We start from the raw sequence: 14,307 nt of genomic DNA, 5'->3' as shown, positions 1-14,307 counted from the left end.
ACAGCGATCGGAAGAGGCGACCATGACCGGAACCACCTCACCGCGCGTCGACGCGGCCCAGCCGATGCCGGGCCCGAAGCGGATCCCGCTGAGCGCGCTGCGCACCCTGGCCAACCAGCCGCCGCTGTTCTTCGCCGAGATGCGCGACCGGCACGGGCCGTTCGTCCGCCTGCCCCTGCCGCAGCGACCCATCTACCTGGTCAGCGACCCGCACGCCATCCAGGAGGTGCTCGTCACGGCGAACCGCTTCTACGGCAACGACATCCTGCGCAGCGCCGCCACCGGCCGCCGGGAGACGCCCCTGACGATGCTGCTCGGCCAGGGCCTGCTGACCAGCGACGGCGACCTGCACCGCAGGCAGCGACGGCTGATCCAGCCCCTGTTCCACCGGCAGCGCATCGCCGGGTACGCGGAGGACTTCGCGGCGCTGTCGGAACGCCACGTGCGGGACTGGCCGGACGGGGGCGAGGTGGACATGCTCCGGGAGATGGTCACCCTGACCCTGTCCATCGTGGCCCGCACGGTCTTCGACGTCGCCCTCGGCAGCCGGGAGGCGGAGACCATCCGCACCGCGATGCCGCGCAACGACGGGCCCCTGCGGTACGCCCTGATGCCGATGGGCGGCCTGCTGGCCCGGCTGCCCTCGCCGTCGAACATCCGGTTCTGGCGGGGCCGCGCCGCGCTCGACTCGGTGGTGTTCGAGCTGATCGCCCGCCGCCGGGACGAGGGCGCGGACGGCGCGGACCTGCTGTCGCTGCTGCTGCAGACGCGCGACGCCGACACCGGCGAGCCGATGGACGACCGTCAGGTCCGCGACGAGGCGCTGACGCTGCTGATGGCCGGGCACGACACCACCGCCAACGCCCTGGCGTGGGCGCTGCACCTGCTCGTCGGGGAACCCGCCGCGCTGGCCCGGCTGCACCGGGAGGTCGACGAGGTGCTCGACGGCCGCCGGGCCACCCTGGAGGACCTGCCCCGGCTGAAGTGGACCACGGCCGTGTTCCAGGAGGCGTTGCGGATCTTCCCGCCGGTGTGGACCGTGGGGCGTCGCCCCTTGCAGGAGCGCGTCCTCAGCGGCTACCGCCTGCCCCCGGATGCGATGGTCATGATGAGCCCCTGGGTCGTGCACCGCGACCCCGGGCTCTGGGCCGACCCCGAGCGGTTCGCCCCGCAGCGCTGGCTGGAACCCACCGGCGAGGACGACCAGCTCACCGGGACCGCCCTCGGCCAGGACCGTCCCAAGTTCGCGTACTTCCCGTTCGGTGGTGGCCCCCGGCAGTGCATCGGCAACGTCTTCGCCCAGATGGAGGCGGTCATCGCCCTGGCCACGATCTGCCAGAGCTGGCACTTCGCACCACTCGGCGGACAGCGGGTGCAGCCCCAGGCGCGGATCATCGTGCGGCCCCGGCCGGGACTGCGGATGCGGGTGCTGCGGCGGCGGGCCGGGAGCTGAACGGGATGGTCATCCCCACGCACCGGCGGCTGCGCCTGCCCCCGCCGGTGCGGCCCGACCTCATCGACGTGCACGGCACACCGGTGGCGGTCCGCCGCCGCGGCGCCGGGCCCGCGCTGCTGTTCCTGCACGGGGCGGGCCTCGCCGGTCGCTGGCTGCGGTTCCACGAGCTGCTGGCACGACGCGCCGACGTCGTCGCGCCCGACCAGCTCGGCTGCGGGGACACGCCCATGCCGGACTGGCTGCACGGCTTCGACGACCTGGTCACGCACTACGACGACCTGCGCCGCACGCTCGGCCTCCACCGGCCGTTCGACCTCGTCGGATACTCCTTCGGCGGCTGGGTGGCGGCGGAGTTCGCGGTGACGTACCCCCACCTGGTGCGCGCGCTCGTGCTGATCGCGCCGGTCGGCCTGGCCCCGCCCGACGGGCCGCCCGTCGCCGTCGACCCCTTCGCCGCCACGGACCGGGAACTGATCGAGCTGACCATGAACGATCTGCCCGCCGTGGGCGCGCTGCCCCACGCCGCCCGGCGGCGTGGCCTGCACGCCGACCAGGCTGCCTACGCGCGGCTGTCCTGGCGCCGGCCGTACAGCCGGCGGTTGCCCCGCCTGCTGCGGCGGGTGACCGCGCCGGCTCTCGTCGTGGTGGGCGGCGCCGACCGGTACGTGCCGGTCGAGGTGCCGCGCCGCTACCACCGGCTGCTGCCCGACTCGCGACTGGCCGTGGTCGAGGCGGCGGGCCACGCGCTCGTGGTCGAGCGGCCCGACGCCGTCGCCGACCTGGTCGGCGGCTTCCTCGACGGGATCGGCAGCCGGTGATGCGCTTCTACCACCTCGTCACGGGGCCGGCCGGTCCGCCACCCGGGCGCACGGACCTCGGCGCGGGCCGCGACCTGCTCCCCGCGTACGTCGACGAGGCCGTCACGGCCGAGGCGCTCGGGTTCGACGGCGTCTGCCTGGGCGCCCACCACCCCGCGTCACACGCCCGGGTCGGCGACCCGAACGTCCTGGCCGCCGTCGTCGCCGCGCGGACCACCCGGATCAGGATCGCCGTCGTCGGCAACGCGCTGCCGCTGCACGACGACCCGTTGCTGTTGGCGCGGACACTGGCGACGCTCGACCTCGTGTCGGCGGGACGCCTCGACGCCGGTTTCGTGCGGGGCACCTGGGCCGATCTCCACTCGTCGCGGCTGGACCCGACCACCGCGGAGGAGCGGTTCTGGGAGGGGCTCGACCTGATCGTGCGGTCGTGGGCGGAGGACCGGCCCTTCCGCTGGGACGGCCGGCACCACTACCGACCCCGGGTCGACGCCCCGGTGCGGCCCCGGCAGTCGCCGAGCCCACCGGTCTGGCTGCTGACCGAGGCCGGTCGGCCGACCGTCGTCGAGACCGGCCGACGGGGGCACTCGCTCGTGGTGCCCACCGGCCCCCGGTCCTGGGCCGTCGACGTCTGCCGGCGGTACCGGCAGGCGGCAGCGGCGGCCGGACGCGCCCCCGGGGGCGTCGTGACCTGCGTGCCGGTCCACCTCGCCGAGCACGACGGGACCGCCCACGAGCAGGCACGGGAGCAGTACGAACGCCTCCTTCGCGCGACCGCGTCACCGCCGCCCGTCCCGCCGCCCGTCCCGCCGCCCGTGCCGGGCGGCCCCGGGCCCGACGGCACGCCGTGGGCGGGAGACCCGCCGGGTTTCCCGCCGCCGTCCTACGACGACCTCGTCGCGCAGGGCCACGTCCTCGTCGGCTCGCCCGGCACCGTCCGCGACCGGCTCTACGAACACCTCCGGGACACGGGCGCGGCCGTCCACGTCGGCGGCGGGGGCATCCTGGACGCGATGCCGACGCCGCTCCTCCGGCGGAGCATGACGATCTTCGCCCGGCGGGTGGTCCCCCGGCTCCGCCAGCTCTCCCGGCACCGACCCGCGCCGATCAGCCATGGGCCCGCCGGGCCCCCGACGGACAAGGAGTCCACCATGCCAGACATCTCCCTCGACCAGGCCCTCACCCTGCTCAGGGCGGTGGTCGACCACGCCGGGAAGGTCGGCGCGGTCGTCGCGGCCGAGGTCGTCGACGCCTCCGGCACCACCGTGGCCGCCCAGCGGATGGACGGTTGCTTCCCGAGCGCGGGGGTGCTGGCGCGCAAGAAGGCGTACGGGGCGCTGAACTTCCGCGTGCCGACCCACGTCGCCGTCGAGGCGTTCCCCGAGCCGGTCAGGACGGCCCTGCTGGCGGCCGAGCCGGGCCTGACGTTCCTGCCCGGGGGAGTGCCCGTCCTGCGGGAGGGAGTGGTGGTGGGCGCGCTGGGGGTCACCGGCGGAGCCGGTGAGCAGGACGTCGCCTGCTGCGACGCCGCGCTGGAGGCCCTGGCCGACGGATCCTGACTGGCCGCCGGGCCCTGAGGCGCCGGCGCCGGCCGGGTGCCTGCACGAGGGGTGGGGGAGAGTCCCCGCAGGGGAGCCACCTCGCTCCGCAGAGGAATGGCCGCCGCCGGTCGGACGACCGGCGGCGGCCATTCGCTGACTGCCGGGGATGCTCAACCCCGGGATCGCTCAGCCCCGCGTGCCGGCCCCGTCCGGAACGTGCGTCGCGCGGGACACGACCCGGTCGATCAGCCCGTAGTTGACCGCCTCGTCGGCGGTGAACCACCGGTCGCGGTCGGCGTCGGCCTCGATCTCGTCCACCGACTTGCCCGTGTGGCGAGCCGTCTCCTCGCGCAGCACCCGCTTGACGTAGAGCATCTGCTCGGCCTGGATGGCCACGTCGGACGCGACGCCCTGGATGCCACCGAGGGGCTGGTGCATCATGATCCGCGAGTGGGGCAGGGCGAACCGCTTGCCCTTGGTGCCCGCCGACGAGAGAACCTGACCCATCGACGCGGCGAGCCCGACGACCAGCGTCGACACGTCGTTCTCGATGAAGTCCATCGTGTCGCAGATCGCCAATCCGGCGTCCACCGAACCGCCGGGGGAGTTGATGTAGAGGTGGACGTCGCGGACCGGATCTGCGGCGGCCAGCAGCAGGAGCTGCCCGCAGACGCGATTCGCCACCTCCGCGTTCACTTCCGAGCCGAGGAAGATAATGCGCTCCTCGAGCAGCCGGTTGAAGAGGTTGCCGTCGAAGCTGAGGTTGCTCTCGCCGGCGCGAGCGATGATTCCGAGTGGTGCGTCTGGTGACATCGCTCCCAGGCGCTCGGGCGAGCGGGTCATCTGGCTACCTCCGGTCGAAGCTACGACGATACCGAAGCCATTCTACTGTGATCTCCATTGGTCGAAACCCCGTGAGATGTCATTCTGCCGACGGCATAACGAATTCTCTATCTTGACACCGATCCACTTCGGATGCTTGTCTGGTTCACCGTTGCGGCGCGATAGCGAATTGACGGACATCCTGCCCTCCCAATCGCGCGGCGTGAGAGGTTGCCATGTCTTCGAAGGATCTTTCTCCAGCCGATTCGCGCCGCTGGCTGGCCCTCGGGGTCGTCGCCACCGCGCAACTCATGATCGTGCTCGACCTCGCGGTCGTGTTCGTCGCGCTGCCGCAGATGCAGACCGACCTGTCGATCTCTCTGGCCGACCGGCAGTGGGTCGTCTCCGGCTACGCCATCGCCTTCGGCGGGCTGCTGCTCCTCGGCGGCCGACTGGTCGACTATCTCGGGCAGAAGCGGATGTTCCTGGCCGCGCTCGTCGGCTTCGCCGTCGCCTCCGCGCTCGGCGGTCTGGCCGACAACGGCGTCCAGCTGTTCGCGGCCCGGGCCCTGCAGGGCGCCTTCGCTGCCGTCGTGGCGCCCGCGGTGCTCTCGCTCATCTCGGTCACCTTCACCGAGCAGGCCGACCGCGCCCGCGCCTTCGCCGTCTACGGCATGGTCTCCGGGAGCGGCGCCGCGGTCGGGCTCCTGCTCGGCGGCGTCCTCACCCAGTACGCCTCCTGGCGCTGGTGCCTGCTCGTCAACGTCCCCATCGTGCTCGTCACCGTCGTGCTGGCCGTCGCCACGCTGCGGCCGGACCCGCCGGCGGTCAAGGGACGCCGCTACGACCTCGCCGGGGCGCTGACCGCCACCCTCGGACTGGTGTGCCTGGCCAACGGCCTCACCCTCGCCGAGGCCAACGGGTGGATCTCGGTGGTCACCCTTGGCTCGCTGGCCGCCGGCGTCCTCCTGCTCGGGGTCTTCGTCCTCGTGGAGGCGCGCAGCAGGCAGCCCCTGCTGCCCCTGCGCATCGTCAGCGAGCCGCACCGGGCCCTGCTCTACCTCGCGGCGGTGCTGGCCAACGGGGCGCAGCTGTCGATGTTCCTCTTCCTCACCTTCTACTTCCAGAACACCAGGGGCTACGGGGCCGTCCAGACCGGCCTGGCCTTCCTGCCGTTCGCCCTCGCCATCATCACCACCGCCCAGTTCAGCGCGCCCGCCGTGGTGCGGTTCGGGCCCCTGCCGGTGATGTCCGTCGGCGCCCTGACCGGCGCGGCCGGGCTGTTCACCCTCACCCGACTCGGCGTGGACTCGCCCTACCCGACGGCCGTGCTGATCCCCCTGGTGCTGATCGGGGTGGGCGTGGCCATGTCGCTGTTCCCACTGAACAACGTCGTCCTGCTGGGCATCGACCCGAAGGACGCGGGGGTGGCCAGCGCGGTCGTGAGCACCACCCAGCAGATGGGCGCCTCGATGGTGACGGCCCTGCTGAACACCCTGTTCGCGGGATCCGTCGCGGGTTACCTGCTGACCAGGCCGAGCGAGGGGGCGGCGGCCACGATGCACGGCTACCGGGTGGTGTTCGGCTGGGAGAGCGCCCTCTACCTCGCCGCCTTCGTGCTCATCCTGCTGGCCCAGCGCCGGGTCCGGCGGGCCGTCCCCGACCAGGTCAAGGCCGCGGCCTGACCACCACCGGCAGCTCACTCGGCGCCATCAGCGCCTGGGGCAGCTCCTTCACCGGATGCCCGGGCACCGGTTCGAGGCGCCAGCGGGACACGATGGTGGCGATCGTCGTCACCATCTGCGCCCACGCGTAACCGTCGCCGATGCACTGCCGCTTGCCGGCCAGGAACGGGATGTACGCGTCGTCGGGCGGCTGCGGCGCCCCGGGCAGCCAGCGGTCCGGGTCGAAGCGCAGCGGCTCGGGGAAGGACCGCGGGTCGCGGTGCTGGGCGTAGATGCTGAAGAGGGTCTCCGTGCCCGGCGGCAGCTCCCGGCCGCCGAGCTCGACCGTGGTGTTGGTCCGGCGCATGAACATCCAGCCCGGGTGGTAGAGCCGCAGGCACTCGGTCAGCACCCGGCGGGTGTAGGTCAGCCTGCCGATGGCCTCGAACGTCGGCGGCCCGTCGCCCAGCACCGAGTCGACCTCCTCGTACAACTGCTTGGCCACCGCAGGCTCGCGGGCCAGCTCGTGGAAGAGCCAGACCGTCATGAAGGCCGCCGTCTCGGTGCCGGCGAACAGGATCAGGAAGATCTCCGCGATGATCTGCTCGTCGCTCATCCTCTCGCCGGTCTCGGCGTCCCGCGCGGCCAGGAGCATGGTGAGCAGGCTGGCGTCGTCGGCGCCGGTCCTGCGTTGCTCGACGACCGCCTCCCGGACCGCGGCGCGCATGCGGCGGCTGGCCTGGACGTAGCGCCGGTTGCCCGGCGTGGGCACCTTCTCCAGGAACTCCACCGGTGACATGGTCCGCCAGGCCACTCCCTTGACGATGGTCGTCCACGACCGCTGCACCTCGTCGTTGACCCGGCCGCTGACGTCCGCCGAGAAGAGCGTCTTCGCCACCATCCCCAGCATGAGCTGGAGGGCCTGGGCCTTCAGCGGCACGACCTCGCCCGGCTGCCAGCGCGACGTCAGGGCGGCGGCGGAGTCGGCCATCACGCGGAAGTAGCCCTCGATGCGCTCGCGGTGGAAGGCGGGCTGGATGAGCCGGCGCTGCCGGGTGTGGAAGGCCCCGTTGGACACCGGAAGACCGTTGCCGAACTCTTGGCGGATCTTGTCGAAGTACTTGCCCTGGTCGTACTTGCGGCCGTCGGTCACCAGCATCCGGTGCACCAGCTCCGGGGAGTTCACCGACAGGACCCGTTGCGGCCCGAGGTGCACCCAGGCGAGGTCGCCGGTGTCGCGCAGCGAACGCATGAAAGCGAGGGGGTTCCTGAGCAGCCGGGGCACGTGACCGATGCCCGGCAGCTTTCCCGGCACCGTGGGGATGCCGGCCGTGCCGGCGGTCGGACTCGACACATCCACTCCTTCGACGGCGTTCGCCCGCCGTGGTCGCGGGGACCTACTGAGCGTGCCGGCCCGGCACCGGCCGAAGTATCGGGTGAACCCCGCTCCCCGACCCCGAAGGCAGCGCCGAAGATGTGAAATCACCGAATAATGTGATTCACCTGATCTGCCCGACATGGCTGCCCACACTCGGGGCATGACGACCAATCTGGAACCGGAGGTGACGGAACTGCTCCGCCGCCTCTACGCCTCGTTCAACGCCCGCGACATCGACGACATCGTCACCGTTCTCAGCCCGGCGGTCGACTGGCCCAACATGATCGACGGTGTCCGCGCCACCGGGCCGGTGGCGGTGAGCGAGTACTGGCGGCGTCAGTTCGACTCGATCGACCCCCGGGTCGAACCGCGCGCCATCACCCCGGAACCCGACGGACGGATCTGCGTCGAGGTCCACCAGGTCGTCAGGACCCTCGACGGGGAGGTGCTGGCCGACCAGGTGGTGCACCACCTCTACACCATTCGGGACGGCCTGGTGGAACGCATGGACGTCCGGGAGCCGGTGTCCTGACCCGCGCCCACGTCCACCTCCAGTAAGCCCGCACCAGGGCTGGCCCAGCCGGGCACCGTCGAAGGGCACCGACCCGCCGGCGGTGCCCGGCCCCGTGTCCGCCCCCTGCCGACGGCTGTCCCGGTGGGTCACCGCAGGCCCGCCCTGACACCGGATTGAGTAATCTGCGTCACACATTGAACCGTTCGGTCGGCGGGACCACTCCTGTCGTCCACCTGCAGCGGGACCTCTTTCCCGAAAACCGCAACCGGCCGCCAAAGGGTCCATTCCCCCGTCGGGGGAGAATCGCCAGCGCAGCCCATCCCACACGGAAAGTCATGACTCCTGACGTGGCGTGATCGACGTCGGTCACCCGCCCCGATCGGCGGGGCGACAATTTGCGCCGCTCACTACCCTGTTTCATGATCCCGTGCCGTGGCACCCGCCGATAGCGATAAGGGCTTCAGATGAGCAGCAATCACCCTCCGTACGGAGGGCAGCCGGATCCGAACGTCACCCCGTGGAGCGGGCCGCCCGCCCCTGCCCAGCCCGCCGGGTATCCCGCGTACGGCCAGCCGGGCTACGGCCAGCCCGCCTACGGCCAGCCGGGGCCCCCGCAGTTCGGTGCCCCCATGCCCCCGCCGCAGAAGTCGAACCGGGGCCTGATCATCGGCCTGGCCGCCGGTGCCGTGGTCGTCGTCCTCGCGATCTGCGGCGCCGGCATCGGGCTCGCCCTCGTCGGCGACGACGAAGACCCCACCCCGATCGCGTCCGGCCCCGCGACGGCGGCCCCGAGCAACGGCAACCCCCAGCCCGGCACGGAGACTTCGGCCACCCCCGAGCCGGCCGAGTCCCAGGAACAGCCGAACAACAACAACGCGCTGACGGCGCGCTACTCCAGCGACCTGTCCGGGGTCTGCGACGGCAGCCCGATCCTGAACGCGGCGACCTACAGCGGCCCGTCCGGCGCGAAGGCGTACACCTTCGCGAACTCCATCGAGCGGCCCACGTTCTGGTCGACAAAGTCGGTCAGTTCGGCGAAGCCGTACTACGCGAAGTCGGCCGACTTCACGTCGGTGTCGGTGGTCGCCTGCCTGAAGGTCGACGAGGGCAGCGAGGGCACGCCCAAGAAGTGCGACTACAAGGACAACTCCGGCAAGCAGGTCACGATCTCCTACATCTCGTCGCGCTACACGATGACCTTCTACGCGGCGAAGACCGCGGAGAAGATCGGCGACGGCGGCACCGTGAACGCCCCGGCCAACCGGTGCCCGAGCTTCATCTCGTACAACAAGATCACCATGAAGTCGTACGCCTCGCCGGACAGCGGCACCATCGAGGCGGCCCTGGACAAGTTCCTGTCCTGAGGCGGTCCGGGCGAAACGGGGAGGGACGCGGCATCGTCCCTCCCCGTTCTGTTGGCGGGCGCCCGTGAGCCTGCTTCCGCTGACGTGCCCTGATCCCGTACCCGAATGGTTCGACCTGGCGGCCTGGAGTCCGCCGCGTGCCGGCGGCGGTCAGAGCAGTCGGCGGAAGGCGGCCACCGCGTCCTGCCGCATCCGCCGGGACACCGCCGCCTCGGTCACCAGCGCCGAACCGTGGAACGTGGCCGGGTAGAGGTGCGCCTCGGTCGGCACGCCGGCCTGGGCCAGCCGCTGCGCATAGTGCATCCCCTCGTCGCGTACCGGATCGAACTGGCAGCTTGAGACGAACGCCGGTGGCAGCCCGGCGAGATCCTCCGCGCGGGCCGGGGCGGCGTACGGCGACACGCCCGGCTCGCCGGGCTTGACGCCGTCCCCGAGGTAGTGGGCCCAGCCCAGCTCGGCGCTGGGGCGATTCCAGATCGGGGTGTCGACGTAGGCGAGCATGGACACGCTGTCGAGCCGGTCGTCGAGCACCGGGACGTCGAGATACTGCATGGCCAGCCGCGGGCCGCCACGGTCGCGGGCCAGCAGGGTGAGGCCGGCGGCGAGCCCGCCACCGGCGCTGCGGCCGTAGAGGGCCAGGCGGGTGGAGTCCACGCCGAGTTCGTCGCAGTTGCCGGCCAGCCAGCACAGCACCGCGTAGCAGTCCTCCAGCGCCGCCGGGAAGGGCGCCTCGGGCGCGAGGCGGTAGTCGACGGCGATCACCACGGCCCCGATGCCGGTGGCGAACGCGGCGGCGTCGGCGTGTTCGAGCGCCAGGTCGCCGAGCACGAAGCCGCCGCCGTGCAGGTGCAGGACGGCCGGTGCCGGTGCCGCCGCCGGCTGCGGGGTGTAGATCCGCACCGGGACGGCGGGAGCGCCGGCCGGGCCGGGCACCGTCCGGTCCAGCACGGTGAGGCCGGTCAGGTCGGGCGGGGGGAGCTGGGCCGCGATGGCCCGTCCGACCTCGCGCGCGGCGGCCGGGTCGCGCAGGTCGAGGACGGGCAGCGTCGGGACCCACGGTGCCAGCTCCGCGTCAAAGGCGTATGTCATGAGAACCTCCCTGGCCGGAGCCGCTCGACAGGCCGCCGAGCGGCATTCGTCCTACCGACGAGCGACCGGGCAGGGATCAGACATTCTGAGCCGTACCATTTTCCGTCGGTCTGACGTCGCGGCCGTCGACCCGGCGCCGACCGCGTGGGCGGTCGGCGCCGGACCCGGTCAGCTCGCCAGCAGCAGCGCGACGCCGGCCAGCGCGCCCAGCGCGGAGAAGCCGGCCCCGATGCCCAGGGCGAGCCGTGGCGACTGCGCGACCCGCCGGGAGTATCTGATGCGGTTCTCGACGAAGTGGAAGGTCGACCAGGCCGGGACGGTCGACAGCGCGATCACCAGCAGCCCGGTGGACGTCGACAGCGGTCCCCAGTAGGTGGCCGCTATCGCGAGCATCGGCCAGTGCCACAGATACAGCGCGTACGACAGCGCGCCGATCCAGCGCAGTGGCGCGATCCCGAGCACGGACCCCACCCCGCCCCGGGCCGGAGCGGCGGAGCCGGCCGCGATGACCGCCGCGGTGCCCAGCACCGGCAGGGCGGCCGTGTAGCCGGGGAAGTCCATCATCGGGGTGAAGGACAGGCAGGCCACCAGCACCGCTGCCAGCCCGGCCCAGCCCAGCACGACGGCGACCGGCCTGGGCAGCCGGGCCAGGGCCCCGACCGACATGGCGACGCCCGCGCCGACGGCCAGCTCCCAGATCCGGGTGGTGGTCTGGAAGAACGCCGGGGACTGCGCGCCGACGGTGGTGGTCACCGACCAGGCCAGCGAGCCGGCGGCCAGCAGGCCCAGCGCCGTCGCCAGCACCGGCTTCACCCGGGCGCCGGACACCTTGGCCAACGCCACCGCCAGCATGATCAGCAACGGCCAGATCAGGTAGTACTGCTCTTCGACGGCAAGCGACCAGAAATGCTGTACGGGGGACGGTGGCATCGTCGGGTCGGGGTTCGCGAATCGTTCGGCGAGCCGCCAGTTCAGCAGGTAGGACGCCCCGGCGACGAGGTCGCCGCCGATCTGACCCCACCTGCCACGGGGCACCATCAGGAACACGAACACCGCTGCCGCCAGCAGCACCACGTTGGCCGCCGGCAGCAGTCTCCTGGCCCGGCGAGCGTAGAAGTCCATCAGCGCGACCCCGCCGGTCCGGTTGTGTTCGGACAGCAGTTGGGTGGTGATGAGATAGCCCGAGATGACGAAGAAGACGTCGACGCCGACGAAGCCCCCGGAGAGCGCCGGCACGCCGGCGTGGAACAGCATCACCGTCACCACGGCGACGGCCCGGATTCCCTCGATGTCGCCACGGAATCTGGTACGCGGCCGGTCGGGCGGGCCGGCGTGGCCCGGCTCGCCGGCGGGCGGCGGTGCCGCCGGCCGTCTTGGGTCGGCGGGTCGGGCGGGCGCTGAATGCGCCGCGTCGGCTTCAGTGGACATCGTTCCTCCTCGGAGCATTCAGTATCCTGATCTGGATCTATGAATACGAGGCCGGATGCATTCGCCGCCATATTCGCCACGGAATCGTTTCGTTGTTGAGACGTGCGGCGTCGTCAATGGTGCGACATGTCGTGAATGGATGCCCGCGCGCCCCGGGGTCGCGATGGTTGCGGCAATGGTCGGATACATAATTCATTCGAGCTAATTGAATGCATTCTGCGGGATGTGCCGGAACGCCCGTCGGTGTTCCTTTCCGCCTATTCCCTTGCGGTCATCGGGCGTTCCGCCCGACGCCGAAGACCCGCCGGGGCCCGTCGATCTCCGCGAAGTACGAGTGACACGCCGCCGGAAGGAAGGCGCGCCAGTCCGCGCCGGCCGCCACCTCGCCCCGGATCGTCGAGGTGGTGAGCACCTCGTGCGGGCCCAGCTCGGCGAAGACGTGCACCCGTTCGCCCCGGGAACGCCACACCGTCTCCTTCGCCGCCTCGAAGGCGTCCTTCGCGGTCAGGCAGATCACGCGCCGGGGCGGATAGAACTGCGCCACCGTCGGCCAGTCCAGGTCGTGCCGGGGCGCGACGATCAGTGCCACGCGATCGGCCATGCCTTCCCCGGCCAGGGCCAACCGCATCAGGGAGAACCGTTCCCAGACGGTCAGCGGATTACGGGCGGGGGCGTAGGCGTCGTCGGCCGCCGCGCCGTAGTCGCCCTCGGCCCGCCAGCCGAAGTACGTCGTCAGGACCGCGACATGCGGAAGGGGCAGGACGGTCAGGCTGTGCCGCAGCACCGCGAGGTGCCCGACGTGCAGCGGCTGGAAGCGACCGGACCACACCGCGTGCACCTGCTGCGCCAGCTCAGCCGACATCGGCGCCTGGCATCGGCGACGACAGGGCGGCGAGCAGCGGACCCGTCGACGCCAGCAACCGGGGGAGGCTGTCGTCGGCCGAGAAGTTGTGGTCGGCGCCCTCGATCACGCGTATCCGGTCGGCCGGGACCGGGGTGAGATCCATTCCGGAGGTGTACCGGTCCGCTCCGGCGACCCACACCCCGTCCACGTCCCCGCAGTGCACCTCCCACGCGTCCCCCGACTCGTCGATCATGTCCCGGCGCAGTTCCAGGCCGTGTCGGTACGTCCGGCCGGTCACGCGCAGCTCGTCGAGCTGCCCGGCGGACAGGAAGACCCGGGCCAGGTCGACCAGCCGGCACAGCGGCGCGAGGCACCAGACCCGCCAGTCGGGGGCACCGACACGATCCCGGGCGCGCAGCGCGGTCGCCCCGCCCATCGAGTGCCCGACCAGCAGCAACGACGCGGAGCGTCGGACGGCCCACTCGGCGACGATCTCGACGGAGCGCACCTCGGAGGTGAAGTCCCGGAACACCGCGCTCGAATCGCCCGAACCGAGCGGATCGATGGTCAACGTCTCGAAGCCCTGCCACGCCCAGGCGCGGGCCAACCGGTTGTAGAGCCCGTACGGCCCGTGCCGGGAACTGCCGAAGTAGCCGGGCACGACGATGATGCTGCGATCGCTCGTCACCCAGCTCGGAGCGTGCCTCGTCACGGCCACCGCGCCGTCCGGCGAGGGCAACCGCAGCTGTTCCACGTCCGGCCACGAGTCGCTCGGAAAGCCGGGCGAGCCCGTCCAGGCGTCGCCGGCCCCGCGCCAGAGCCGGGCGGTGCCGTGGGGAACGGCCAGGTACCGGTAGCGCGGGTCCGTGGGCAGGACGCCGTTCAACAGGTGGGCGATCATCAGTACGGTCGAGTTGCTGCCCACCACCAGCCGGTCGCGGCACCGCTCCCGCCCCTCGCCCCGCCACCAGGCGATCAGCCGTCGTTGCAGATGCCCAGCGGTCTCGCCGCCGGGCAGGTGGAGATCGGCGGCGCTGGTCACCCGAGCCCGGAACAGGTCCAGCGCCCGGTGCGCCTGCGGGTGCACGGCCCGCAGCTCGGCGGTGGACCGCCCCGCGGCCACGCCCAGATCGACGGCGGGCAACGCCAGCTCCCCCTCGTATGGCAAGCCCAGCTCCGTCGCGATCAGCTGGGCCGACACGATCGCCTGAGGCGTCGGCGTGGCGAGGACGCCTCGCACGCCGATCGCGTGGTCGTGGATGGCTGCGGCCAGTCGCTCGACCTGGCGGTGCCCCCGAGACGTGACGGTGTCGAGCGCGCACGTGCCGTGGATGTCCCGGCGGTTCTTCTCGGTCTCGACGTGACGGGCGAGCACGATCACTGCCATCT

General features: G+C 72.0%; 12 protein-coding genes. 6 read left to right on the top strand and 6 right to left on the bottom strand.

Annotated features, from left to right (window positions below; genetic code table 11):
• The first annotated feature begins 22 nt into the window (after positions 1-22).
• The 3 genes from LPU61_RS23370 to LPU61_RS23360 are packed head-to-tail and all read left to right on the top strand — an operon-like array spanning position 23 to position 3,833.
• Entirely contained in the window at positions 23-1,453 is a 1,431-nt protein-coding gene (locus LPU61_RS23370) for a cytochrome P450 (protein WP_229406136.1), read from the top strand.
• A 5-nt stretch (positions 1,454-1,458) separates the two neighbouring features.
• Positions 1,459-2,274 carry an alpha/beta fold hydrolase gene (locus LPU61_RS23365; RefSeq protein WP_229406135.1) on the top strand — a complete coding sequence of 272 codons (816 nt, stop codon included), beginning with the start codon at positions 1,459-1,461 and terminating at the stop codon, positions 2,272-2,274.
• Positions 2,274-3,833, top strand: a complete 1,560-nt coding sequence (locus LPU61_RS23360; RefSeq protein ID WP_229406134.1) for an LLM class flavin-dependent oxidoreductase — start codon at positions 2,274-2,276, stop codon at positions 3,831-3,833. Before LPU61_RS23365 ends, LPU61_RS23360 begins: the two co-directional genes overlap by 1 nt.
• Positions 3,834-4,001: 168 nt before the next feature.
• Here the strand turns inward: LPU61_RS23360 and LPU61_RS23355 are convergent, their stop codons facing one another.
• The gene (locus LPU61_RS23355; protein WP_043963218.1) at positions 4,002-4,628 is read right to left on the bottom strand and encodes an ATP-dependent Clp protease proteolytic subunit; all 627 of its coding nucleotides are present in this window, start codon (positions 4,626-4,628) and stop codon (positions 4,002-4,004) included.
• A 245-nt stretch (positions 4,629-4,873) separates the two neighbouring features.
• On the opposite strand from LPU61_RS23355, the gene LPU61_RS23350 reads away from it, so the two are divergent.
• On the top strand, positions 4,874-6,322 hold the full coding sequence (locus LPU61_RS23350) for an MFS transporter (RefSeq protein ID WP_229406133.1): 1,449 nt from the start codon (positions 4,874-4,876) through the stop codon (positions 6,320-6,322).
• On the opposite strand, the gene LPU61_RS23345 is transcribed toward LPU61_RS23350, so the two are convergent.
• The gene (locus tag LPU61_RS23345) at positions 6,306-7,655 is read right to left on the bottom strand and encodes a cytochrome P450 (protein WP_052503768.1); all 1,350 of its coding nucleotides are present in this window, start codon (positions 7,653-7,655) and stop codon (positions 6,306-6,308) included. The genes LPU61_RS23350 and LPU61_RS23345 overlap by 17 nt on opposite strands.
• 184 nt (positions 7,656-7,839) lie before the next feature.
• Here LPU61_RS23345 and LPU61_RS23340 point away from each other — a divergent pair, with 184 nt between their 5' ends.
• Entirely contained in the window at positions 7,840-8,211 is a 372-nt protein-coding gene (locus LPU61_RS23340; RefSeq protein WP_043963220.1) for a nuclear transport factor 2 family protein, read from the top strand.
• 446 nt (positions 8,212-8,657) lie between these two features.
• Positions 8,658-9,557: a hypothetical protein gene (locus LPU61_RS23335; protein ID WP_043963221.1), complete on the top strand. Its 900-nt coding sequence runs from the start codon at positions 8,658-8,660 to the stop codon at positions 9,555-9,557.
• A gap of 150 nt (positions 9,558-9,707) precedes the next feature.
• On the opposite strand, the gene LPU61_RS23330 is transcribed toward LPU61_RS23335, so the two are convergent.
• The 4 genes from LPU61_RS23330 to LPU61_RS23315 form a co-directional block, all read right to left on the bottom strand.
• Positions 9,708-10,646: an alpha/beta hydrolase gene (locus tag LPU61_RS23330; RefSeq protein WP_043963222.1), complete on the bottom strand. Its 939-nt coding sequence runs from the start codon at positions 10,644-10,646 to the stop codon at positions 9,708-9,710.
• A gap of 168 nt (positions 10,647-10,814) precedes the next feature.
• Positions 10,815-12,074 (bottom strand): acyltransferase, encoded by a 1,260-nt coding sequence (locus tag LPU61_RS23325; protein ID WP_229406132.1) that lies wholly within the window; start codon positions 12,072-12,074, stop codon positions 10,815-10,817.
• Between the two features lie 271 nt (positions 12,075-12,345).
• Positions 12,346-12,936, bottom strand: coding sequence for a hypothetical protein (locus LPU61_RS23320; protein ID WP_229406131.1), 591 nt, complete (start codon positions 12,934-12,936; stop codon positions 12,346-12,348).
• Positions 12,926-14,305 (bottom strand): alpha/beta fold hydrolase, encoded by a 1,380-nt coding sequence (locus tag LPU61_RS23315; RefSeq protein WP_229406130.1) that lies wholly within the window; start codon positions 14,303-14,305, stop codon positions 12,926-12,928. The genes LPU61_RS23320 and LPU61_RS23315 overlap by 11 nt, the downstream gene beginning before the upstream one ends.
• Between the last annotated feature and the right edge of the window lie 2 nt (positions 14,306-14,307).

This window comes from Micromonospora sp. NBRC 110038, from assembly GCF_020884815.1.
GTDB lineage: Bacteria > Actinomycetota > Actinomycetes > Mycobacteriales > Micromonosporaceae > Micromonospora > Micromonospora haikouensis.
Note: the sequence above shows the minus strand (reverse complement) of the source record. Positions and strands in the feature narration are given on the sequence as shown.

Coding starts and splice junctions, on each gene's coding strand:
- LPU61_RS23370 (WP_229406136.1), top strand. CDS start 23: ATGACCGGAACCACCTCACCGCGCGTCGACGCGGCCCAGCCGATGCCG.
- LPU61_RS23365 (WP_229406135.1), top strand. CDS start 1,459: ATGGTCATCCCCACGCACCGGCGGCTGCGCCTGCCCCCGCCGGTGCGG.
- LPU61_RS23360 (WP_229406134.1), top strand. CDS start 2,274: ATGCGCTTCTACCACCTCGTCACGGGGCCGGCCGGTCCGCCACCCGGG.
- LPU61_RS23355 (WP_043963218.1), bottom strand. CDS start 4,628: ATGTCACCAGACGCACCACTCGGAATCATCGCTCGCGCCGGCGAGAGC.
- LPU61_RS23350 (WP_229406133.1), top strand. CDS start 4,874: ATGTCTTCGAAGGATCTTTCTCCAGCCGATTCGCGCCGCTGGCTGGCC.
- LPU61_RS23340 (WP_043963220.1), top strand. CDS start 7,840: ATGACGACCAATCTGGAACCGGAGGTGACGGAACTGCTCCGCCGCCTC.
- LPU61_RS23335 (WP_043963221.1), top strand. CDS start 8,658: ATGAGCAGCAATCACCCTCCGTACGGAGGGCAGCCGGATCCGAACGTC.
- LPU61_RS23330 (WP_043963222.1), bottom strand. CDS start 10,646: ATGACATACGCCTTTGACGCGGAGCTGGCACCGTGGGTCCCGACGCTG.
- LPU61_RS23325 (WP_229406132.1), bottom strand. CDS start 12,074: ATGTCCACTGAAGCCGACGCGGCGCATTCAGCGCCCGCCCGACCCGCC.
- LPU61_RS23320 (WP_229406131.1), bottom strand. CDS start 12,936: ATGTCGGCTGAGCTGGCGCAGCAGGTGCACGCGGTGTGGTCCGGTCGC.
- LPU61_RS23315 (WP_229406130.1), bottom strand. CDS start 14,305: ATGGCAGTGATCGTGCTCGCCCGTCACGTCGAGACCGAGAAGAACCGC.